The sequence below is a fragment of the Streptomyces griseus subsp. griseus genome, assembly GCF_000720255.1.
Taxonomy (GTDB): domain Bacteria; phylum Actinomycetota; class Actinomycetes; order Streptomycetales; family Streptomycetaceae; genus Streptomyces; species Streptomyces griseus_I.
Genome location: NZ_JOJE01000005.1, coordinates 272414 through 294326 on the forward strand (window position 1 = coordinate 272414; position 21913 = coordinate 294326).

At 69.9% G+C, this 21913-nt stretch carries 17 protein-coding genes; 9 read left to right on the top strand and 8 right to left on the bottom strand.

Going from position 1 to position 21913, the window contains the following annotated elements; translation table 11 throughout:
• The first annotated feature begins 13 nt into the window (after positions 1-13).
• A complete protein-coding gene (gene rfbB / locus IG99_RS09535) occupies positions 14-1000 on the top strand; it encodes a dTDP-glucose 4,6-dehydratase (RefSeq protein ID WP_037672251.1) in 987 nt (328 codons plus the stop codon).
• Between the two features lie 221 nt (positions 1001-1221).
• Here rfbB and hemE read toward each other — a convergent pair whose 3' ends face one another.
• The gene (gene hemE, locus IG99_RS09540) at positions 1222-2289 is read right to left on the bottom strand and encodes a uroporphyrinogen decarboxylase (protein ID WP_037671859.1); all 1068 of its coding nucleotides are present in this window, start codon (positions 2287-2289) and stop codon (positions 1222-1224) included.
• A gap of 107 nt (positions 2290-2396) precedes the next feature.
• Here hemE and IG99_RS09545 point away from each other — a divergent pair, with 107 nt between their 5' ends.
• A complete protein-coding gene (locus tag IG99_RS09545; protein ID WP_078947596.1) occupies positions 2397-3074 on the top strand; it encodes a DUF3000 domain-containing protein in 678 nt (225 codons plus the stop codon).
• Between the two features lie 354 nt (positions 3075-3428).
• A complete protein-coding gene (locus IG99_RS09550; protein WP_037671863.1) occupies positions 3429-4091 on the top strand; it encodes a response regulator transcription factor in 663 nt (220 codons plus the stop codon).
• A 164-nt stretch (positions 4092-4255) separates the two neighbouring features.
• Here IG99_RS09550 and IG99_RS09555 read toward each other — a convergent pair whose 3' ends face one another.
• Positions 4256-5530 carry a carboxylate--amine ligase gene (locus IG99_RS09555; RefSeq protein WP_037671865.1) on the bottom strand — a complete coding sequence of 425 codons (1275 nt, stop codon included), beginning with the start codon at positions 5528-5530 and terminating at the stop codon, positions 4256-4258.
• Positions 5531-5754: 224 nt separating this feature from the next.
• Between IG99_RS09555 and IG99_RS09560 the strand changes: the two genes are divergently transcribed.
• Entirely contained in the window at positions 5755-7056 is a 1302-nt protein-coding gene (locus IG99_RS09560; protein ID WP_078947597.1) for a ribonuclease D, read from the top strand.
• Between the two features lie 106 nt (positions 7057-7162).
• Here the strand turns inward: IG99_RS09560 and IG99_RS09565 are convergent, their stop codons facing one another.
• The 3 genes from IG99_RS09565 to IG99_RS09575 are packed head-to-tail and all read right to left on the bottom strand — an operon-like array spanning position 7163 to position 10250.
• Positions 7163-7993, bottom strand: coding sequence for a carbohydrate ABC transporter permease (locus IG99_RS09565; RefSeq protein ID WP_037671869.1), 831 nt, complete (start codon positions 7991-7993; stop codon positions 7163-7165).
• Positions 7990-8937: a carbohydrate ABC transporter permease gene (locus IG99_RS09570; RefSeq protein ID WP_037671870.1), complete on the bottom strand. Its 948-nt coding sequence runs from the start codon at positions 8935-8937 to the stop codon at positions 7990-7992. Before IG99_RS09570 ends, IG99_RS09565 begins: the two co-directional genes overlap by 4 nt.
• Positions 8937-10250 carry an ABC transporter substrate-binding protein gene (locus tag IG99_RS09575; protein WP_037671872.1) on the bottom strand — a complete coding sequence of 438 codons (1314 nt, stop codon included), beginning with the start codon at positions 10248-10250 and terminating at the stop codon, positions 8937-8939. The genes IG99_RS09570 and IG99_RS09575 overlap by 1 nt, the downstream gene beginning before the upstream one ends.
• Positions 10251-10407: 157 nt before the next feature.
• Here IG99_RS09575 and IG99_RS09580 point away from each other — a divergent pair, with 157 nt between their 5' ends.
• The 5 genes from IG99_RS09580 (at position 10408) to IG99_RS09600 (ending at position 19129) form a co-directional block, all read left to right on the top strand.
• Positions 10408-12780 carry a glycoside hydrolase family 2 protein gene (locus tag IG99_RS09580; RefSeq protein ID WP_037671874.1) on the top strand — a complete coding sequence of 791 codons (2373 nt, stop codon included), beginning with the start codon at positions 10408-10410 and terminating at the stop codon, positions 12778-12780.
• The gene (locus IG99_RS09585) at positions 12777-13805 is read left to right on the top strand and encodes a LacI family DNA-binding transcriptional regulator (protein WP_037671876.1); all 1029 of its coding nucleotides are present in this window, start codon (positions 12777-12779) and stop codon (positions 13803-13805) included. The genes IG99_RS09580 and IG99_RS09585 overlap by 4 nt, the downstream gene beginning before the upstream one ends.
• 123 nt (positions 13806-13928) lie before the next feature.
• Positions 13929-15149, top strand: coding sequence for a thiolase family protein (locus tag IG99_RS09590; RefSeq protein ID WP_037671878.1), 1221 nt, complete (start codon positions 13929-13931; stop codon positions 15147-15149).
• Positions 15146-17272, top strand: coding sequence for a 3-hydroxyacyl-CoA dehydrogenase NAD-binding domain-containing protein (locus tag IG99_RS09595; protein ID WP_037671880.1), 2127 nt, complete (start codon positions 15146-15148; stop codon positions 17270-17272). The genes IG99_RS09590 and IG99_RS09595 overlap by 4 nt, the downstream gene beginning before the upstream one ends.
• Before the next feature lie 234 nt (positions 17273-17506).
• A complete protein-coding gene (locus IG99_RS09600; RefSeq protein ID WP_037672252.1) occupies positions 17507-19129 on the top strand; it encodes a hypothetical protein in 1623 nt (540 codons plus the stop codon).
• On the opposite strand, the gene IG99_RS09605 is transcribed toward IG99_RS09600, so the two are convergent.
• The 3 genes from IG99_RS09605 to IG99_RS09615 are packed head-to-tail and all read right to left on the bottom strand — an operon-like array spanning position 19116 to position 21911.
• Positions 19116-20399 (bottom strand): phosphodiester glycosidase family protein, encoded by a 1284-nt coding sequence (locus IG99_RS09605; RefSeq protein ID WP_037671881.1) that lies wholly within the window; start codon positions 20397-20399, stop codon positions 19116-19118. The two genes, IG99_RS09600 and IG99_RS09605, sit on opposite strands and share 14 nt — an antisense overlap.
• The gene (locus tag IG99_RS09610; RefSeq protein WP_037671882.1) at positions 20392-21120 is read right to left on the bottom strand and encodes a hypothetical protein; all 729 of its coding nucleotides are present in this window, start codon (positions 21118-21120) and stop codon (positions 20392-20394) included. Before IG99_RS09610 ends, IG99_RS09605 begins: the two co-directional genes overlap by 8 nt.
• Positions 21117-21911 (bottom strand): rhamnogalacturonan acetylesterase, encoded by a 795-nt coding sequence (locus IG99_RS09615; RefSeq protein WP_037671884.1) that lies wholly within the window; start codon positions 21909-21911, stop codon positions 21117-21119. Before IG99_RS09615 ends, IG99_RS09610 begins: the two co-directional genes overlap by 4 nt.
• Positions 21912-21913 lie beyond the last annotated feature (2 nt).

The following is a 21913-nucleotide window of genomic DNA, read 5'->3' on the forward strand; positions in this document are numbered from 1 at the left end:
CGGGGGCGCGACTGTGCGGATCCTGGTCACGGGGGGCGCGGGATTCATCGGCTCCCACTATGTGCGCCGACTGCTGGACGGACGCCGTTCAGAATATGCGAGCGTCGATATCACGGTGGTCGACAAGCTGACGTACGCGGGGCACCTGGACCGGCTGCCCCTCGATGATCCGCGGCTGACGTTCATCCGCGGCGACATATGCGACCGGGATCTCCTCATGGATGTGCTTCCCGGTCACGATGCGGTCGTGCACTTCGCCGCCGAATCACATGTCGATCGGTCCATCGAGAATTCAGAGCAATTCATCCGGACGAACGTTCTCGGCACCCAGAACCTGCTCGAGTGCTGCCTGGCGACTTCAGTGTCCCGATTCATTCACGTCTCGACGGACGAGGTGTACGGCTCCATTGAGAACGGTTCCTGGACCGAGGAACACCCACTGGAACCCAATTCGCCTTATGCGGCGTCGAAAGCGGCCAGTGATCTGCTTGTCCGAGCCTTCCATCGCACTCACGGATTGTGGACCAGCACGACTCGCTGCTCCAACAACTATGGCCCTTTCCAGTACCCCGAGAAGGTGATTCCGCTCTTTGTGACCCGGCTTCTGGACGGGGCCGACGTACCCCTGTACGGAGATGGCCTGCATGTCCGCGAATGGCTCCATGTCGATGACCACTGCCGGGCGATCCAGCTCGTCCTGGAGTCCGGTCGCCCCGGCGCCGTCTACAACATCGACGGCGGTACGGAACTCACGAACCGGGAGCTGACCTCGCTGCTCCTCGAGGCGTGCGACGCGGACTGGGAGCGGGTGCGCCATGTCGCCGACCGCAAGGGCCACGACCGCCGCTACTCGCTGGACGCCGGGCGGCTCCGCACCGAGCTCGGCTACCGGCCGCAGGTCCCCTTCACGGAGGGGCTCCGCGAAACCGTGCGCTGGTACCGGGAGCACCGCGCATGGTGGGAGTCACTCGAAGCGGGCCTCGTACCGAGGAAGCAGTGATGCCCGAGGGCGCCGCAGCCGCGGACCGGCGCGCGCCGAGCAGGAGGTGCGGGCGGCCGTCCGGCGGCACCTGTCGTCGACGTACATCGTGTGCGGCGAGGACCGTGCCTTCGCACCGGACGGCGCGATGACGGTGGCCCCGCCCCGAGCGGGCCCACCGTCGTCACCACCGGGGAGCAGGCAGGCTGCGGACGAACCGAGGGCCCGGGTGCGGGCCGCCCCTACCGGGCCGTGCGCGCGTGCACGTACTCCACGAGGCGGGTCAGCGCGTCCGGGTCGGTGGACGGCATGACGCCGTGGCCGAGGTTGAAGACGTGGCCCTCCAGACCGGCGGCGGAGTCGAGGACCTCGCGGGTCTTGGCCTCGACGGCGTCCGTGCCGGCGAACAGGACGGTCGGGTCGAGGTTGCCCTGGAGCGCCTTGCCCGGGCCGACGCGGCGGGCGGCCTCGTCGAGCGGGACGCGCCAGTCGACGCCGACGACATCCGCGCCGGCCTCGCCCATCAGGCCCAGCAGCTCGCCGGTGCCGACGCCGAAGTGGATGCGCGGGACGCCGTAGGACTCGACCGCGCGAAAGACCTTCGCGGAGGCGGGCAGTACCGAGCGCCGGTAGTCCGCCGGGGCCAGCGCGCCGGCCCAGGAGTCGAAGAGCTGGACGGCGGAGGCGCCCGCCTCGATCTGGACCTTCAGGAACGCGGCCGTGATGTCGGCGAGGCGGTCGAGCAGGTCGGCCCACAGCTCGGGGTCGCCGTACATCATCGCCTTGGCGTTCTCGTACGTGCGCGACGGGCCGCCCTCGACGAGGTAGCTCGCGAGGGTGAAGGGCGCTCCGGCGAAGCCGATGAGCGGGGTGGCGCCGAGCTCGCGGGTGAGCAGGCCGATCGCCTCGGTGACGTAGGAGACGTCCTCGGGGGTCAGGTCGCGCAGCTGGGCGAGGTCGGCGCGGGTGCGGATCGGGTGCTCGACGACCGGGCCGACGCCGGGCTTGATGTCGAGGTCGATGCCGATGGCCTTGAGCGGGACGACGATGTCGCTGTAGTAGATCGCCGCGTCCACGTTGTGCCGGCGCACCGGCTGCAGCGTGATCTCGGTGACCAGCTCGGGCCGCTCGCAGGACTCGAGCATCGGGATGCCCTCGCGTACCTTGCGGTACTCCGGCAGCGAGCGCCCGGCCTGACGCATGAACCACACGGGCGTGTGCGGCACGGGCTCGCGCCTGCACGCCTTCAGGAAGGGGCTGTCGTACGTCGCTGTCGGCTGCCGGCCCGCGGGGCCCTCGTTCACGCTCACGACGGCAAGTCTCGCACGGCCCGAAAGCCGACGCGGCTGCGGGCAGGTGGGGCCGCAGGGGGTGTCCCTCCCTGCGCTCGGGCCCTGTTCCCCTTACTCTTCCCCGCATGGCTGCGGCTCAGGGACGACTGTCGGACGGCGCTGGCGGAATGGACGACGCGAAGGACACCGGGGAGGGGGAGCGGGATGCGGGCGACGCGGCTTCGCCGCCGTTCCGGGCCGCCGTGGAGTCGCTGAGGGCGGCGCGGCTGCGGCCGCAGATCGAGGTCGAGGCGACTCCGGCCCCGCAGCGGCTCGCGCCGTTCGCGCACGCGCTGGAGGCCACGGTCGTCGACGGCGACCAGGACCTGGCCGACGGCCGGCTGGTGCTGCTGCACGACCCGGCCGGGCACGAGGCCTGGCGGGGCACCTTCCGGCTGGTGACCCTGGTGCGCGCGGAGCTGGAGCCCGAGATGGCCGCCGACCCGCTGCTGCCCGACGTGTGCTGGTCCTGGCTGACCGGTGCGCTCCAGGCGCGCGGCATGGCCTACGGCGAGCCCAGCGGCACCGTCACGCGCGCGAGCTCGCACTACTTCGGCGGGCTGGCGGAGCGTGGGGCCAACTCGCAGATCGAGATCCGTGCCTCCTGGACGCCCCGGGAGGGGCTGGGCGGGGTCCCGGACACGGCGGCCCATCTCTCCGCGTGGTGCGATCTGCTGGCCCAGGTCGCCGGTCTGCCACCGGCCGGCCCCGGCGACGCCTCGGTGGTGAGCCTGCCGCAACGGCGGGGGCCCCAGTCACGCTGACCGTCCGAACCGCCCCTGTCGCGCCCGGCGCTCCTCGCGCCGGGCGCTTCTTTGTGCGCCGAACTCCTGACGGACCATCCGACGATCACCCCATTGAGGGCCTTCCGGGTGTCCCGTTGACCATCTCTTTGTCGATACGGCCACTTTCCGAACCCCAACAGGACCCGACCGAACCGACTCGATCTTCGGATGATCGATCGCGTGTCCGAATTGCACGGATTGTTACTCACCAGATCGTGATCATTCTCTAAAGGCGGAGGGGGTTGCTGCCGAAGACGACTGTGACCTTGAAAGCACGGTTCGTCCCGGCTTCATCCCCAGCAGCCGGCCCCGTCCCTCACCCCAGGAGGCCTGGTGTCCGTTCTCCTCGAGCAACCCGCAAGCCTGGTCGCCTACCGCCCGAACAAGCCGACCGCCATGGTGGTCGTGGCCGACCCGCGCGTTCGATCCACCGTCACCCGTCATCTCTGGGCGCTCGGTGTGCGCGATGTCATCGAGGCCTCGTCCGTCGCGGAGGCTCGTCCCCGCATCGGCAACCCCCGCGACATCTGTGTCGCCGACGTCCACCTGCCCGACGGCTCAGGTCTGACCCTGCTGTCGGAGACCCGCGCCGCGGGCTGGCCCAACGGGCTGGCCCTCTCCGCCGCCGACGACATCGGCGCCGTACGCAACGCCCTCGCGGGCGGGGTCAAGGGCTATGTGGTCACCGGCACCCGCACCAACCTCGGGCTCCCCACCCGACCCGGTGCCGCCCCCATCGGCGCGGCCGCCGCCCGCCTCCACCGCCGCCCCCCGGGTGCCCCGAGCCACCCGGGCGGCTACCGCGAGCTGTCCGGCCGCGAGGTGGAGGTGCTGCGGCTCGTCGCCGAGGGCCAGTCCAACAAGGCGATCGGCGTCTCGATGGGCCTGTCCGCACTGACCGTCAAGAGCCACCTCGCCCGCATCGCCCGCAAACTCGGCACGGGCGACCGGGCCGGGATGGTCGCGGTCGCCCTGCGGACCGGCATCATCCACTGACCCCCACCCCTGCCCCTCCCCTCTCCCCTCCCTCTCCGTCCGATTCCCTGCGCGTCTTTTCGTTTCCCTGCGCGTACCTTCGATTCCCTGCAGTTGTTCACCGACGTGACCGGGGCCGACAGCCACGCCCCGCCCGCGTCACCCCCTGACGATGAACCATCTGCTCACCGACCCGACCGGTTCACCACCACCTTGACGCCCGTCGACGGAACGTTCCGTCGGCGGGCGCAGGAGCGCCATGAGTCGGCGGTGACACGGGCGAAGTGGCGCGTCACCGTGCCGCCGAAACGCACCGCCTCGGCCACGGCGGGCATCGGATCGTCCCGGCTCAGCCATGCCCGCTCCGTGCCCCGCCGAGGCAGCAGCGCCTGTGGCAGCCGGTGCTCGCGCCGGGCCGTGGCGGCGGCCGAGAGCACATCGAGCTGACCGACCACGAACATCCGGCCGTAGCGCTGCGGCGCGTCGGGTATCGGCTGGCCCGTGAGGTCCAGGTACATCGCACGGAGCACGTCGACTCCGTGCCAGGTCTCGAACAGCCGGAACTGGGCCCCGATCCGGGGGTTGAAGTCGACGAGTTTGTAGCGGCCGTCCCGTCGGTCGAAACGCCAGCCGAGATCCGCCACCCCGCTGTAGCCGATCCGCCGGCACAGCTCACCGGCAAGCTCGGCGAGTTCGGGGTTCGGGCGGCTCCAGGCCCGGGTGGTGGCTCCGCTGTACGGCGGCCAGGAGCGGACCTCGTAGCCGGTGAACACCGCTTGGGGGACACCTCCGGCGCCGCAGTAGAGGTGGGTGATCCAGTCCTCGGCGACGTCGTCGGGGATGTACTCCTGCGCCAGCACGGCGGGGGCGCGGACGGATCCCAGGAGGTCGAGCAGTTCTCCCTCGTCGTGGACCACGGTGGTGTGGGTCACGACCGGGGCCCGCAGCCGCGTGAACGCCTCCCGGTTCTTCAGGACGATCGGGTACCCCCAGCGGCGTCCCAGCCGGACGAGCTCGACACGGTCGGCGGGTGCGCGGGACCGCGGGGTGGCCACGCCGTGCTCGGCGCAGATCCGGTCCAGGGCCTCCTTGCTGGCCAGCACGCGGGGCAGCATGGGAGGTACCTCGGGCAGCAGGAACCACTTCGCGAGGCGTTCGGAGTGCTCGGCGAGCAGGATGGCGGCCTCGTCGTCCGCGGCGACGGCCACCGTCCTGCGGCCGATCGTGCGGCCGAACTCCAGCAGCGTCGGCACGAACTCCCGTGGCTCCACCAGCCCCCTCGCCGGCATGGCGAACCCGCCCGCCAGGTGACGGGAGACAGCGGTGGGGGCGAAGTGGTCCTCGACCATGGCGTAGACGGGCACCCCTGCCCTGCCCAGAGTGCGCAGGGCGCCCAGATTGCCGTGTTGCTGCGGGCAGTGGACCGCGTTCACCAGCAGCGCGGGCACATCGTGATCCATGATGGCTCCCGTTCGTCACCGCCCGCACGTTTACGTCGTATACATACACGTTTACGCCGTTTCGTTCGCAAGTCAAGAGCAAAGGAATGAACCAGGCATCCCAGGCGGAGTGCACGCCGATCGGTGGCACCACGCGCACCTCCGGCCGCTCGTTTGCGCAGGTCACTCACAGCTCGGCTGAAAGCGCAGGTCAACAGCTCGTCTCGGACGGATACCCTTGACAGGTGACCGACGCCCAAGACACCGCAGCAGACAGTTCACTGCGAACCACCGGAGGCGCCCCTCCGGACGACGGCGGATCTACTGCTACGGGGGCGCCGATTCCCGATCCGATCCCCTTGCTGGAGCCCCGCGAGGGCATTCCGCCGGTGGTCGCCGACGAGGCCGCGCTCGCCGAGGTGATCGCCGCCTTCGCCGCCGGCTCCGGCCCCGTCGCCGTCGACGCCGAGCGCGCCTCCGGCTACCGCTACGGCCAGCGCGCCTACCTCGTCCAGCTGCGCCGCGAGAACGCGGGGACGGCACTGATCGACCCCGTGGCCTGTCCCGACCTGTCCGGCCTCGGCGAAGCTCTCGACGGCGTCGAATGGGTGCTGCACGCCGCCACCCAGGACCTGCCGTGCCTGCGCGAGATAGGCATGGTGCCCAACCAGCTGTTCGACACCGAGCTGGCCGGACGCCTCGCCGGATTCCCCCGTGTCGGCCTCGGCGCGATGGTCGAGGGCGTCCTCGGCTTCGTCCTGGAGAAGGGGCACTCCGCCGTCGACTGGTCGACCCGGCCGCTGCCCGAACCCTGGCTGCGCTACGCCGCGCTCGACGTCGAGCTCCTCGTCGACCTGCGGGACGCGCTGGAGAAGGAGCTGGACCGGCAGGGCAAGCTGGAGTGGGCCCGGCAGGAGTTCGCCGCGATCGCGGCCGCGCCGCCCGCGGAGCCGCGCAAGGATCCCTGGCGGCGGACCTCCGGTATGCACAAGGTGCGCCGGCGCCGGCAGCTCGCGGTCGTGCGGGAGCTGTGGGAGGCGCGCGACCGGATCGCCCAGCGGCGGGACGTGTCGCCCGGCAAGGTGCTGTCCGACGCGGCGATCGTCGAGGCGGCGCTCGCGCTGCCGGCCAATGTGCACGCGCTGGCCGCGTTGAACGGGTTCGGGCACCGGACGGGCCGGCGGCAGCTGGAGCAGTGGCAGGCGGCCGTCGACCGGGCGAAGGCGTTGTCCGACGGTCAGCTGCCGCAGCCGGGGCAGCCGGTGACGGGGCCGCCGCCGCCGCGGGCGTGGGCGGACAAGGACCCTGAGGCGGCGGCGAGGCTGTCCGCTGCGCGGGCCGGGGTGTCGGGGTTGGCCGAGCGGTTGAACATGCCGCAGGAGAACCTGATCACGCCGGACACGGTGAGGCGGGTTTGCTGGGAGCCGCCGAAACTCGTTGACGCCGAGTCGGTGGGGGTTGCCCTTGCCGGGTACGGGGCTCGGGCCTGGCAGGTGGAGTTGGTGACGCCGGTGCTGGTGGAGGCGCTGTCCGCGAAGGGGGCCTAGCCGCCGTAGAGCGTTGTGTCGTACGGCGGCTGCGGGTTGGTCGTGGCTTGTCGCGCCCACGCGGCGGAGCCGCACATCGACAGAGCCCCGCGCCCCTGAAGGCAACTCACCTGCTCGCACCCTTCATGAAGCCGTTGTACACGTACCTCTGGAGGCACAGGAAGACGATCAGAGTCGGCAGGATCACCAGGACCGCTCCCGCCGAGATCGTCTCCCAGTGGGCCGCGTAGGGGCCCTTGAAGCGGAAGAGGGACGTCGAGATCACGCCAAGGTCCTGGGAGGGCATGTAGAGGAAGGGGATGTAGAAGTCGTTGTAGACGGCTATCCCCTTCACGATCACGACCGTCGCGATCGCCGGTTTCAGGAGCGGGAAGATGACCTTCCGATAGATGGTGAAGGCGTTGGCGCCGTCGAGGCGGGCCGCCTCGTCCAGGGAGGTCGGGATCGAGCGGACGAACTGCAGGAAGATGTAGATCGAGACGATGTCCGTGCCCATGTAGAGGGCGATCGGGGCCCAGCGGGTGTCGAACATGCCGAAGCTGTGGACGATCTGGAAGGTGGCCACCTGGGTGGTCACACCCGGGACCAGGGCGGCGACCAGGAAGAGGGCCAGCACCAGCTTCCGGAAGCGGAAGGTGAAGCGGTCGATGGCGTAGGCCGTCATCGAGCCGATGAGGACCGTGCCACCGATCGCGACGACGAGGATGAAGGCGGTGTTGCCGAACGCCGCGAGCATCCGGCCGTCCTGGAACGCGGTCACGTAGTTGTGGAAGTTGAGCAGGTCGTGCGGGAGCGTGAGCGCCCCGCCGCCCTTCGCCGTCTCCTCCGGGGTCTTCAGCGACGTCAGGAAGACGACGCCGAGCGGCAGCAGGACCACCAGCGACGCGAGGACCAGCGACAGGTACACGAGGGTGCGGGCAACGGCTCGGCGTGTCATACGAGGTCCACCCTGTCGTCGGGGACGATGCGCCGCTGGAGCCAGGTCACCGCCAGGATGATCAGCAGCAGGACCACGGCGGCCGCCGACGCGAGGCCCGTCTTGTTGAACTGGAAGGCCAGCTTCACGGTCTGGATCACGAAGGTCTCGGTGCCGGTCGCCCCGCCGGTCATGATGTACGGGATCTCGAAGGCGGACAGCGAGCCGGAGACGGAGAGGATCACCGTCAGGGTCAGGACCGGTTTGATGCCGGGCGCGATGATGTGGCGGAACTGGTGCCAGCGGTTGGCGCCGTCCAGTTCGGCCGCCTCGTAGACCTCCCCGGGGATGGACTGGATCGCGCCGAGGAACAGGACGAAGTTCATGCCCATGTAGCGCCAGACGGAGACGCTCGCGAGGGAGACGTTCGCGGAGACCGGGGTGCCCAGCCAGGCGTGGTCCGTGTGGTAGCCGAACAGGCCGAGCACCGTGTCGAAGGTGCCGCCGTCCTGGAAGAAGTAGAGGAAGACGAAGGCGATCGCGACGCTGTTGATCAGCGACGGGAAGAAGAGCACGCCCTTGAAGAAGTTCCGGAAGCGGACGTTGAAACTGAGGATCGTCGCGAAGTAGAGGGCGGCGGCGATCTGGACGGCGGAGGCGGCCAGGTAGTAACCGCTGACGAAGAAGACCTGGAAGAGGTCTTCCCTGGTGAAGATCTCCTCGTAGTTCTCGCCGCCGGTGTAGTGCAGTTCGGGGCTCACGCCGTCCCAGTCGGTGAAGCTGTACGCGACCATGTTGGCGATCGGCGCGTAGGTGAAGGTGATCAGGAGGGCGAGCGGGGCGAGCAGGAACAGCCAGGGGGTGAGCAGACGCCACACGCGGGCGCCGCGCGGGGCCGGTGCGGGGGCGGCGACCTTCGTGGCCGGGGTGGCCCCGAGGGTCGCCTTCTCGGTGGTGTCCGTCATCAGTCGCCCACGGTCTTCTGCGTCTCGGTCCACTTGTTGCCGAGGCCGGCGAGGAAGTCGTCCAGGCTGCCCTTCTTGGCGCCGCGCGCGAGGTCGACGAGGTCCTGGCGGTACTCGGGCTTGTTGATGCCGACCTCGGACTCGTCGTCGATCAGCTTGACCTTGGCGCCCGCCGAGTCGTCCAACTCGATCAGCTTCACGCCCTCCTCCTCGTACGGCTCGAGGACCTCCGGCATGGCGGCGTCCTTGAGCGGGGAGATGGCCAGGTTGTCCTTGTCGTAGCCGGACTTGTCGGTGAACCAGTCGATCCAGGCGCGGGCCGCCTCCTTGTGCTTGGAGTGGACGTTGACGGCCTGGTTGTAGTCGGGGCCGATGGTCGAGCAGTACTTTCCGTCCGTCTGGGCCGGGAAGGGCATGAAGCCGATGTCGTCCGGGTTCACCCCGGCCTTCTTCGCGGCGTCCTGGAACTGGACGATCGCCCAGGTGCCGAGCCACTGCGTGGCGATCTCCCCCTTGGCCGTACGGGGCTTGGACTCCTCCCAGTTGCTGGTCGTGGGGTCCTTCTCGGCGAGGCCCTGCTTGACGATGTCGTAGAGCAGCGTGTCACCGACGCGCAGGTCGGAGCCCTTCGCCCACGGGTCGCCCTCGGCGATCTTCGTGGTGGCCTGCGGGTCGCAGTGGACGGAGCCGTTGACGAAGGTCCAGGAGGTCAGCGGCCACTGGGCTGCGAAGTTGGTGTAGTAGGGGATCGCGTCGGTCTTCGACTTGATCGCCTTGAGGCCGGCGAGGAACTCGGCCGGGGTGGTGGGCCACTTGGTGACCCCGGCCTCCTTCCAGACTCTCTTGTTGTAGACGAAGCCGGGCATGACGCCGACCGGGGTCTGCCCGTAGACCTTGCCGTCGACGGTGGTGAAGTCGGTGAAGCGGTACTTCTTGCTGCGCTCGGCCTGGGTGCCCAGGGAGGCGAAGAACTTCGGGTAGTCGCTCTTCTTGATGACGCCCGGGATCAGCAGGACGTCGCCGTAGTCCTCCGTGTTCATCCGGATCTTGATCTCGGCCTCGTAGTTGGTGAGGGCCTGGAACTCGACCTTCACCTTGGGGTAGATCTTGTTGAACTCGGCGGCGTACTTCTTCATCGTGCCGTCCTGCACGAGGTCGGTCCGCACGGTGAGGACCGTGATGTTTCCGCTCACCTTCGCCGGGTCGTCGGGCGCCTTGGCGTCCGCGCCCTTCGAGGTGCCTCCGGTACCGGTGCAGCCGGGGAGCAACAGGGCGGCTCCGACGGCCAGGGCGAGGACTGTACGGCGGTTCATGTGCATCAGCTCCGTTCACGGGAGGGACGGACGAGCACTTGCGGGATGGCTGATTCGGCACTCTGACAGCGCTTTCCTCAACCGGTAAAGTCCGATTCCCGCCAACGATGCAGCGATGGCGCTGAATACTGCCCCTTGACCGGTTTAGGGAGTGCGCATGCTGGAGGCCACACCGCTCACCGAGGGATGGACCCTGCGGCACGGGCGGGACGCGCTCCCGGCCGTGGTGCCGGGCTGTGTGCACACCGATCTGCTGGCGGCGGGCGTGATCCCGGACCCCTTCCTCGACCGGAACGAGACCGACGTCGCCTGGGTGGGGCGGCGGGAGTGGACGTACGAGACGGAGCTGCGGTCCGTGCCGAACGGGCACGAGCAGACCGATCTCGTCTTCGACGGGCTGGACACGGCGGCGGAGATCCTGCTCGACGGCCGGCTCCTGGGCCGGGTGCGGAACATGCACCGCTCCTACCGCTTCGACGTGACGGGGCTGAGCGGGCGGCTGTCGGTGCGGTTCGCCTCCGCGTACGCCGAGGCGGCGGCGGTCCGCGAGCGGCTGGGCGAGCGCCCGGCCGCCTACGCCGAGCCGTTCCAGTACATCCGCAAGATGGCCTGCTCGTTCGGCTGGGACTGGGGGCCCACCCTGGTGACGGCGGGGATCTGGCGGCCGGTCCGTCTTGAGCACTGGTCGACGGCCCGGATCGCCCGGGTGCGCCCCCTCGTCACCGTGGAAGGCACCACCGGGACCGTCGAGTTGCACGTCGACGTCGAACGCAGCCGCGTCGAGGCCGAACTCGCCGTCGAGGCCCGGGTCGCCGGGGTGCGGGCGCGCGCGGAGATCGACCGCACACACGGGGTCGTACGTCTCGAAGTACCGGACGCGGCACTGTGGTGGCCGCGCGGATACGGAGAACAGCCGCTGTACGACGTCGAGTTGACGTTGGTGAACGGTGACGGTCCGCTCGACTCCTGGCGGCGGCGCGTCGGCTTCAGGACCGTGGGACTGGACACCTCGCCCGATGCGTACGGCACCGGCTTCACCCTCGTCGTCAACGGCGAGCGGCTCTTCGCGCGGGGCGTCAACTGGATCCCGGACGACGTGTTCCCGTCCCGGATCAGCCGCGAGCGCTACCGGGAACGGCTGCGGCAGGCGACCGATGCCGGGGTGGACCTGGTGCGGGTCTGGGGCGGCGGGATCTACGAGAGCGAGGACTTCTACGACGCCTGCGACGAGCTTGGGCTGCTGGTCTGGCAGGACTTCCCGTTCGCGTGCGCGGCCTACCCGGAGGAACAGCCGCTGCGGGGCGAGGTGGAGGCGGAGGCCCGGGAGAACGTCGTACGGCTGATGCCGCATCCGTCGCTGGTGCTGTGGAACGGCAACAACGAGAACCTGTGGGGCTTCCGGGACTGGGATTGGGAGGAAGGGCTCGGCTCGGACTCCTGGGGCGAGGGGTACTACCTGGGCGTACTGCCGCGGGTGGTGGCCGAGTCGGACCCGACGCGGCCGTACACGCCGGGCAGTCCCTGGTCGGGGTCCTGGGACCATCACCCGAACGACCCGGCCCACGGCACGCACCACTCCTGGGAGGTGTGGAACCGGGAGGACTACGCCGAGTACCGGGCGAACGTGCCGCGGTTCGTGGCGGAGTTCGGCTGGCAGGCGCCGCCCGCGTACTCCACCCTGCGGCGCGCCCTGCCGGGTGAGGAGCTCGCGGCGGACTCCCCCGGCATGCTGCACCACCAGAAGGCCGAGGACGGCAACGGCAAGCTCCGACGGGGTCTGGAACGGCATTTCACGTTCCCCGAGGGGGACTTCGACCGCTGGCACTACCTGACGCAGGTCAACCAGGCCCGGGCGGTGGCCGCCGGGATCGAGCACTGGCGGTCGCACTGGCCGGTGTGCGCGGGCACGGTCGTCTGGCAGCTGAACGACTGCTGGCCGGTGACGTCCTGGGCGGCGATCGACGGTGAAGGACGTGAGAAGCCGCTGTACCACGAGCTGCGGCGGCTGTACGCGGACCGGTTGCTCACCGTCCAGTCCCGCGGCGGGGACCTGGTGCTGGCGGCCGTGAACCAGACGGGTGAGGAGTGGACGGGTGCGCTGGTCCTGCGCCGGATGTCCGTCGACGGTGAGGTGATCGGCCACGCGAGCACCGGCTTCACCGCGGGGCGACGGGCCGTGGCCGAGGTGCGCGTGCCCGGGGAGCTGGTGCCGGCCGGGCCGAAGGAGTTCCTGGTCGCCGACGCGGACCGCCTGCGGGCCCTGCACTTCCCGGCGCCGGACCGGGACATCCCCTACCCCCGGCCCGAGTTCGAGGTGACCGTGGCGCCCGGCGAGGTCACGGTGACGGCGCGGACCCTGGTACGGGATCTGCTGCTGCAGGCCGACCGGCTGGGCCCTGAGGCGCGGGCCGACCGGGGGCTGGTGACCCTGCTTCCCGGGGAGTGGGTGACCATCGGGGTCGGTGGCTGGAAGACTCCGGACGCGGCCGCCGCCCGTGCCGCCCTGTACTGCGTGGAGCCCACCGGATGACGACACCCCGCGTCACCATCAAGGACGTCGCCGCGCGCGCCGGCGTGTCCAAGGGTGCCGTGTCGCTCGCCTTCAACCACAAGCCGGGGCTGTCGCAGGCGACCCGGGAGCGGATCTTCGCGGCGGCGCGGGAGCTGGGCTGGTCGCCGAACCTGACGGCCCGGTCGCTGTCGAGCTCGCGGGTGGACGTGGTGGGGCTCGCGATCTGTCGGCCGGCCCGGATGCTGGGCCTGGAGCCGTTCTACATGGAGTTCGTCTCGGGCGTGGAGAGCGTGCTGACCGAGCACTCCTGCTCGCTGCTGCTGCGGCTGGTGCGGAACCTGGAGGAAGAGATCGGGCTGCAGGAGTCGTGGTGGCGGGGGCGGCAGGTCGGCGGCTCGATACTCGTGGACTTCCGCGCGGACGATCCGCGGGTGGCGGCCGTGGAGCGGCTGGGGATGCCCGTGGTCGCCGTGGGGCATCCGTCGCTGACCGGCGGGCTGACCTCGGTGTGGACGGACGACGCCACGGCCGTGCGGGAGGCCGTGCGCTATCTGGCGGCGCTCGGGCACCGCAGGATCGCGCGGGTGGGCGGCGCGGCGGGGCTCGGGCACACGGTGATGCGGACCGCCGCGTTCGACGGGGCGGCTCGTTCGGTGGGGCTGGCGGGGGCCTGGCAGGTCGCCACGGACTACTCCGGGGAGGCCGGTGCCCGGGCCACCCGGTCGCTGCTCGCGACCGCACCGCCGGACCGGCCCACGGCGATCGTCTACGACAACGACATCATGGCGGTGGCCGGTCTCGCGGTGGCCGCGGAGATGGGCCTGAAGGTCCCGGACGACGTCTCCCTGCTGGCCTGGGACGACTCGCAGCTGTGCCGCATCACCCATCCGCCTCTGTCCGCCATGAGCCATGACGTGCACGGCTTCGGGGCGGAGGCCGCGCGGACGCTGTTCGGGGTGATCATGAGAAAGGGACCGGGGTCGCATCCGGTGCCCACGCCCGTGCTGACTCCGCGGGGGTCCACGGCTCCGCCATCGGTGTGACGTTCGCCGCTGTACGGGGCAGGACTGGGCAGCTACGTTACCCATAAGTAGCATGGGTCCTGAGCGCGCGCTCAGCGCATCGCAGCAGCAGTGCAGATTCCCGCACCCTGGAGGAGAGCCATCGTGCCTCGTACCGTCAGGGACGTCGTCTTCGTCGACGGCGTCCGCACCCCGTTCGGCAAGGCGGGCCCGAAGGGCATCTACCACGAGACCCGTGCCGACGACCTCGTCGTGAAGGCGATCCGGGAGCTGCTGCGCCGCAACCCCGGTCTCGACCCGGCGAAGATCGACGAGGTCGCCATCGCCGCGACCACGCAGATCGGTGACCAGGGCCTGACCATCGGCCGCACGGCCGGGATCCTGGCCGGTCTCCCCCAGTCGGTCCCCGGCTACTCCATCGACCGCATGTGCGCCGGTGCCCTGACCGCCGTCACCACGGTCGCCGGCTCCGTCGCCTTCGGCGCCTACGACATCGCCGTCGCCGGCGGTGTCGAGCACATGGGCCGCCACCCGATGGGCGAGGGCGTCGACCCCAACCCGCGGTTCGTCAGCGAGAAGCTGGTCGACGAGTCGGCCCTGTTCATGGGCATGACCGCGGAGAACCTGCACGACCGCTACCCGCACATCACCAAGCTGCGCGCCGACGAATACGCCGTGCGCTCGCAGGAGAAGGCCGCCAAGGCGTACGCCAACGGCAAGATCCAGGCCGACCTGGTGCCGATCTCCGTGCGCCGCACCAACCCGGAGGCCGGTGAGACGGGCTGGGGCCTGGTCACCGCCGACGAGCCGATGCGCCCGGGCACCACGCTGGAGAACCTCTCCGGCCTGAAGACCCCGTTCCGCGTCCACGGCCGGGTCACCGCCGGCAACGCGGCCGGTCTGAACGACGGCGCCACCGCCTCGCTCATCGCCTCCGAGGACTTCGCGCGGGAGCACGGCCTCCCCGTCAAGATGCGCCTGGTCTCCTACTCCTTCGCGGGTGTCGAGCCGGAGGTCATGGGCTACGGCCCGATCCCGGCGACGGAGAAGGCGCTCGCCCAGGCGGGCCTGTCCATCTCCGACATCGGCCTGTTCGAGATCAACGAGGCCTTCGCCGTCCAGGTCCTCGCCTTCCTGGACCACTACGGCATCGCCGACGACGACGAGCGCGTCAACCAGTACGGCGGCGCCATCGCCTTCGGCCACCCGCTGGCCTCCTCCGGCGTCCGCCTGATGACGCAGCTGGCCCGCCAGTTCGAGGAGCAGCCGCACGTCCGCTACGGCCTGACCACCATGTGCGTCGGCTTCGGCATGGGCGCGACGGTCATCTGGGAGAACCCGCACTTCGACGGAGGCAACAAGTGAGCACCACCGAACTCCTGAAGGGCGCGGCCGAGCTGTTCCCCGACGAGGTCGTGACGTCCGCGCACGTACGCCACCTCGACCTGCCGTTCGGTGCCGGGCGCTTCGCGCTCATCACCCTCGACAACGGCTTCGACCACACCAAGCCGACCACCTTCGGCCCGGCGTCGCTGGCGAACCTCAACACCGCCATCGACCAGGTCGAGAAGGAGGCCGCAGCCGGCGAGATCGTCGGTGTCGGCATCACCGGCAAGCCGTTCATCTTCGCCGTCGGCGCGGACCTGAAGGGCGTCGAGCTCCTCAAGGAGCACAAGGACGCGCTCGCCATCGGCAAGGGCGGCCACGAGGTCTTCAAGCGCCTCGCCGGCATCGCCGTCCCGACCTTCGCGTACTACAACGGTGCCGCGATGGGCGGCGGCGTCGAGGTCGGTCTGCACTGCCAGTACCGGACGGTGTCCGCGGCTCTGCCCGCCTTCTCGCTCCCCGAGGTCTTCCTCGGTCTGGTCCCCGGCTGGGGCGGCTGCACGCTGCTGCCGAACCTGATCGGCGCCGAGAAGGCCGTCTCGGTGATCATCGAGAACTCGCTCAACCAGAACAAGCAGCTCAAGGGCGCGCAGGTCTACGAACTGGGCATCGCCGACGCGCTGTTCGAGGGTGCGGACTTCCTGGAGCAGTCCCTGCTGTGGACGGCGTCCGTCCTCAAGGGCGAGATCGTCGTCGACCGCCCGGTGATCGACCGCGGTGAGGCCTGGGACCAGGCCGTCGCCAAGGGCCGCTTCATCGCGGACTCCAAGGTGCACGGCGCGGCCCCGGCCGCCTACCGCGCCCTCGACATCATCGCCGCCGCCAAGAACGGCGACCTCCAGCAGGGCTACGACGCCGAGGACAAGGCGCTCGCCGACCTGATCATGGGTGGCGAACTGCGTTCCGGCATCTACGCGTTCAACCTGGTGCAGAAGCGCGGCAAGCGTCCCGCGGGCGCCCCGGACAAGAACCTGGCCCGTCCGGTCACCAAGGTGGGCGTCGTGGGCGCGGGCCTCATGGCCTCGCAGCTCGCGCTGCTGTTCCTGCGCCGCCTGGAGGTGCCGGTCGTGCTGACCGACATCGACCAGGAGCGCGTCGACAAGGGTGTGGGCTACGTCCACGCCGAGATCGAGAAGCTGCTCGGCAAGGGCCGGATCAACCAGGACAAGGCCAACCGCCTCAAGGCGCTGGTGACGGGTGTCCTGGACAAGGCGGAGGGCTTCTCCGACGCGGACTTCGTCATCGAGGCCGTGTTCGAGGAGATCGGCGTCAAGCAGCAGGTGTTCGCGGAGGTCGAGGCGGTCGCCCCGGCGCACGCGATCCTCGCCACCAACACCTCCTCCCTCTCCGTCTCGGAGATGGCGTCGAAGCTGAAGAACCCCGAGCGGGTCGTCGGCTTCCACTTCTTCAACCCGGTCGCGATCCTCCCGCTCCTGGAGATCGTCCGAGGCGAGAAGACGGACGACGCCTCGCTGGCCACGGCCTTCGCCGTCGCCAAGAAGCTGAAGAAGACCGCGGTGCTGACGAAGGACGCCCCGGCGTTCGTCGTGAACCGCATCCTGACCCGCTTCATGGGCGAGATCCAGAACGTCATCGACGAGGGCACGCCGGTCGAGGTCGCCGAGAAGGCGGTCGAGCCGCTGGGTCTGCCGATGTCCCCGCTGGTCCTCCTCGAGCTGGTCGGCCCGGCCATCGGTCTGCACGTCTCGGAGACCCTCAACGGCGCCTTCCCGGACCGCTTCAAGGTGTCCCCGAACCTCGCCGCCGTCGTCAAGGCGGGCAAGCGCGGCTTCTACGTCTACGACTCCGGCAAGCCGGAGCTGGACCCCGAGGTCGCCGCGCTCCTCAAGCAGGGCGATGTCGTCCTGACCGAGGAGCAGGTTCGTGACCGCGTCCTGGACGCCGTCGCCCAGGAGATCGGGATCATGCTCGACGAGGGCGTCGTCGCCGAGGCCCAGGACATCGACCTCTGCCTGATCACCGGTGCCGGCTGGCCCTTCCACCTGGGCGGCATCACGCCGTACCTGGACCGCGAGGGCGTCTCGGAGCGCGTGAACGGCAAGAAGTTCCTGGCGCCGGGCGTGGCGTCGGTGCCCGCGTAACCGTCGTACGCGTCTCAGGAGGGCCTCCGCCGACCGGCGGGGGCCCTCTGTCGTCCCGTGCCCGTGGCTCTTTTCACTGTCGCCTCACGAACAGGTGCCGGATACACTTTCGAGGCTTCCTCGAATCTTGGGGAAGCAGGGGCGGACATCACACAGAAGCGGGCTCGACGATTCATGAATACGGAACTCCCTGTACTCGCGCCGAACCTCGCGGCCGTCGACCGGCGGAGCGTCGTGACGGGAACCGACACCACGGGTGCCGTGCCGGTGGAGTACCGCTTTCGGGCCGCCGAAGGTGATGTGCGTCATCTGATCGTCGTCTTCTCGGGGTTCGCGGCACCGAACGGTTATCACTTCGCCGGTAAGTCGCTGAACGATCTCCGCGCCAATGTGCTGTGGATCCGCGACGATTTCGACGGGCATTACAGCTACTACATGTGCCGCTCGATGAACTTCGACATCGAGGCCTCCGTGCACGCGCTCATCGAGAACACCATGCGCCGACTGGGGCTGACGCACGAACAGGTGAGCCTGCTCGGAGTGTCCAAAGGCGGCAGCGCGGCACTGTACTTCGGGCTGAAGTACGGATTCCGGAACATCGTCACCGTGGTTCCGCAGTTCCTCGTCGGAAGTTATGTGCGCGACCGCGCGGAAACCGGCCGCTACATGCTGGGCCCGGACATGCCGCAGTACCACGTCGATCTGCTGGACGGCGCCATTCCGGAACTGCTGAAGAGTTACGGCGGACAGGGCCGCAACATCTATCTGTTCACGTCGGAGGCCGACGAGCAGTACCTGACCGAGATCAATCCACATCTCCAGCTGTTCTGGGCGTGCGAGAACTTCAACCTGATCAGGACCCGGTCGGAACTGGTGCGCCAGCACGGCGAGGTCTCCGGCTACAACCTCCCCCTCGTCCTGGGCCTCCTGTCCGCGCTGTCCGACGGGGCGCAGCCCCGGCTGGGCTTCGTCGAGAACGGGGACGGCCAGGTCGACCCGGTGCAGCGGCAGCATTATCTGGCGGAACTGCGCGGCACCGAGGCACTCACCGCCGTACTGAACAAGCAGGACATCCGTGGCAACAACCTGATTCTCAGCGGGCACGCCTTCATACCGGGCGAGTCACCGCACGGGGAATTCCAGTCGATCAAGACGCTGGTCGCCGAAGGCGGCGGACGTCACTGGGAGTTCCCACTGGCCACGGCCCCGGCGAAGCACACCTACAGCCTGTACTTCGATCGGTTCGCCCGTGACTACGCGGACGGCGGATTCGAACCGCAGGAGAAGACCGGGATATCGATGGCGGGCATGTCCGGGGGTGTCTACGAGCTTTCCGTGCGGGTGAGCAGCCCCGCCGAGGGAATAGACCGGCGGACGAAACTCGTGGCGCGACGGCCCTTCGACCTGCGGCGCCCGTTCGGCGGTCTTGAGATCTCCCTGATCGGGGACGAGAAGCGGGTACGGCTGATCCGGCGCCCCATCATCGGGCACTTCTCCCAGGAGACGGCCTTCTCGCTGGAGAAGAACTGGCTGAAGGACCGCACGTTGCACGTCGAGGGCGTGTTCTTCGTCCATGGCATCGAGGCGGACGCGCACGGTCACGCGAGTTACTACCTGGTGCTGCGCGGCCAGTCGACGTATTCCTTCCGGCTCGGCATGTCACGCAAGCCGCAGGCGGTGCGTCCGCATGTCCGGCGCGGTGACTTCGGAACGTACGACTTCGCTTACTTCGCCACCTCCGGATACAAGGGAGTGGCCCTGCCGAATGCGGCTCCGGGTGATTACGAGGTGTACATCTCGATGAGCACGGGCGGGTCGTTGTTCTCGGCGTCGGCCGGGGGAATCACTCTTTCCTGAGTTCCGGAAGAACCGCTATCGCGTCCGCCACTTGCCGTTCCGTCACGGGTTCGTCGTCGATGGCCCGTGGCGCGTTGCGGAGTTCCCCGTCCAGGACGAACGTGGTGGAGCCGCCGCCGTCGAGGTTGACCGCGTCGACCGCGCCGAGGGACTGGGCCAGCCTGGCCGCCTCGGTCGGGGTCGCGCCGACACTCACGCCCTTGTCGCGTCCGTCGACGGTGATCAGGAGCAGTGTGCCGTTCGCCGTGATGCCGGCGATGGTGCGCGGTTCGCGGTCGGTGCCGATCTGCCTCACGTCCGGGTCGACGGCGCCGTCACGCAGCAGCCGTGCGCTGCCGCCGAGGGCCGTCTGCACCGGGCCGCTCAGCACTCCTCCGTCGGGGTCGGTCATCCGCAGGGACACGGCCATGCGGGTGCCCGGCACGGCGTGGGCGTGCAGCCAGGTGGCGCCGGTGCCGATGCCGTACAGGGAGCTGCCCCCCTTGGGCAGCGGGCCGCCGGCCGGGGAACGCGTCCCACGGACCGTCCCGTCGGCGGCGAGCAGCGCCTCGGTGCTGCCGGGCGGTCCCGGCGGGGTGTTCGCGCCCCACTCCTTGCCGTAGGAGACGACCTCGTCGGGGTCGACGCACAGCCCGGTGGACGGCCTCCCCTGCAGTTTGCCGGTGGTGGCGAGCCGGTCGCCGCCGACTCCCCCGCAGCCGAGGATGCGGCCCGCGACCCGGTTGACGCCGTCGACTTCGCGCCGGGCACCGTCGGCTGCGCGCAGCCGACCGTTGGTGGAGACCTCGGCGACGCGGGCGACGAGCCCGCCGTTGCCGGCGTACCCGAGGAGGAGGGCGGGGCGGCCGGCTAGCGCCTCGCTCAGCACCCGCCCGTTCTCGGCGTACAGCCCGATCGGGTCACCCTCGTAGCCGGACGTGTCGCGGCCGGTGCGGATGTCGTAGTACGTGCCGTTGACGGCGGCGATCGCCCCCGCCGACTTCGCCAGGGAACGGACGGTGTTCGCCTTGGTCATGGTCGTGCCGTGCACACCGGCGACCCGGACCCGCGCGTCGGGCGCGACCCGCAGCACGTTCAGCCGCACGGGGTCGTCGGAGCCGACGCTGCGGGTGAGCTCCTGGTAGCTCACCCCGGCGGGCAGGGCGGGTGTGGGCCTCGGCGTCACCCGCGCCGAACGCGTCGGCTCGTCCGTGGAGTCCGACGACGAGGTGCAGCCCGTCAGGGCGAGGCAGAGCACGGCGGCCACGAAGGCCCCCCAAGGTTTAGCCATACGTCGCGAGCGCTCCCGGTGATGCCCCGAAGTCGCCGATGTGGACCGTCACCTCGGACCACACCCGGTTTCCGCGCTCGTCCTCGAAGGCGAGCTCGAAGCGGTCGTAGCCGAGGTGGGCGGGGTCCGCCTGGTAGGTGACGCTGCCGTCGGGCGTGCAGGTGAGGACGCCGTGGCGGGCGATGCCGACGCCCATGAAGCGCAGGCCGGGGGCGTGGACCTGGCCCGGGGGCAGGACGGCGTGTCCGCCGGGGTGCAGGGTCAGGCTCTGGCCGGGCAGCCAGTGGCGCCGTATCCGGTAGCCGGCGTCGGAGATCGCGGTCGAGGGGATCAGCTTGTCGCCCTGGGCGGGCATCAGGCCGATGATGATGCGGGGCAGCAGCACCGCGCCGTCCTCGGCGTCGTCGTTGACCTTGACCGCGCAGGTGACGGTGCGGGGTGCCGCGTCGCTCGCGTAGGTGGCGTAGCGGCCGTTGGTCAGGTGGCTCATGCCCTGGTGGCGGGCCATGGTGGCGATGTCGCCGAGGAAGTCGTCCAGGAGGTAGCCGTAGGTGCGGTAGGCCCCGCCGGTGGGGGTGACGGCCAGGGTGAAGGTGATCTCCTGGCCGGGCGCCACCGGATGGGTGGGGTCGGTGTCGGCGTACAGGTCCAGCGTGCCGCCGATCTGGGGGGCCTGCGGGTGGGTCACCCAGGCGCGGGCGATCGGGTACCACTCGCTCATCGCAGGGCCCCGCTCCCCGCGAGGGCGCCGCGGCCGCCCACGCGTTCCTTGGTGAGCTGCTCGAAGACGTGGTCGTCGAGGAACTCGATGGCGGTCTCCGGGATGTGCGCGTCGAGGTTGCGGAAGTAGGGCGGGGTGAGCAGCCCCTTGCCGTGCATCTCGCTCGCCACGAACCGGGCGCACTCCAGGGCGCCGTGGCCGCGCAGGTGCGTGTTGTCGGCGATGCCGTCGGGGTAGTTGGGGTGCTCGCCGGGCTCCAGGTAGAGGAAGAGCTCCTTGGTGCCCTGGGCCCCGGCCTGGCGCCACCAGGCGACGCTCCACTCGTTGAGGTCGATCAGCGGCACGGACAGCCCCAAGGCGACTTCCCGCATCGCGGCCGGGTACAGGCCGAGCGGCCGGCGCATGTTGCCGAAGTCGTCGAAGACGCGCCGCTCGTGGCTGGTGACCAGCACCGGGTGGGCGCCGCGCTCACGGGCGCCGTGCACGTACTGGCGCAGGAAGTGCTGGAAGTCGCCGAACGGTTCGGTGAAGCGGCCGTCGCCCGGCTTCATGTCGATCAGGCCGAACGAGATCAGCAGCAGGTCGCCGGGGGTGGTGTTCTCCAGGATCCAGGCGAGCCGGCCGCGCTCCAGGAAGCTGCGCGAACTGGATCCGGCGCGGGCCGCGTTGACCACCTCGGCGCCCTGGACGAAGAACTGGAGCACCTGGCCCCAGCCGACCATGGGGGCCATGCTGTGCGGCCGGCTGGTCACACTGGAGTCGCCGGCCAGGAAGATCCTCGTGTGCTGCACGG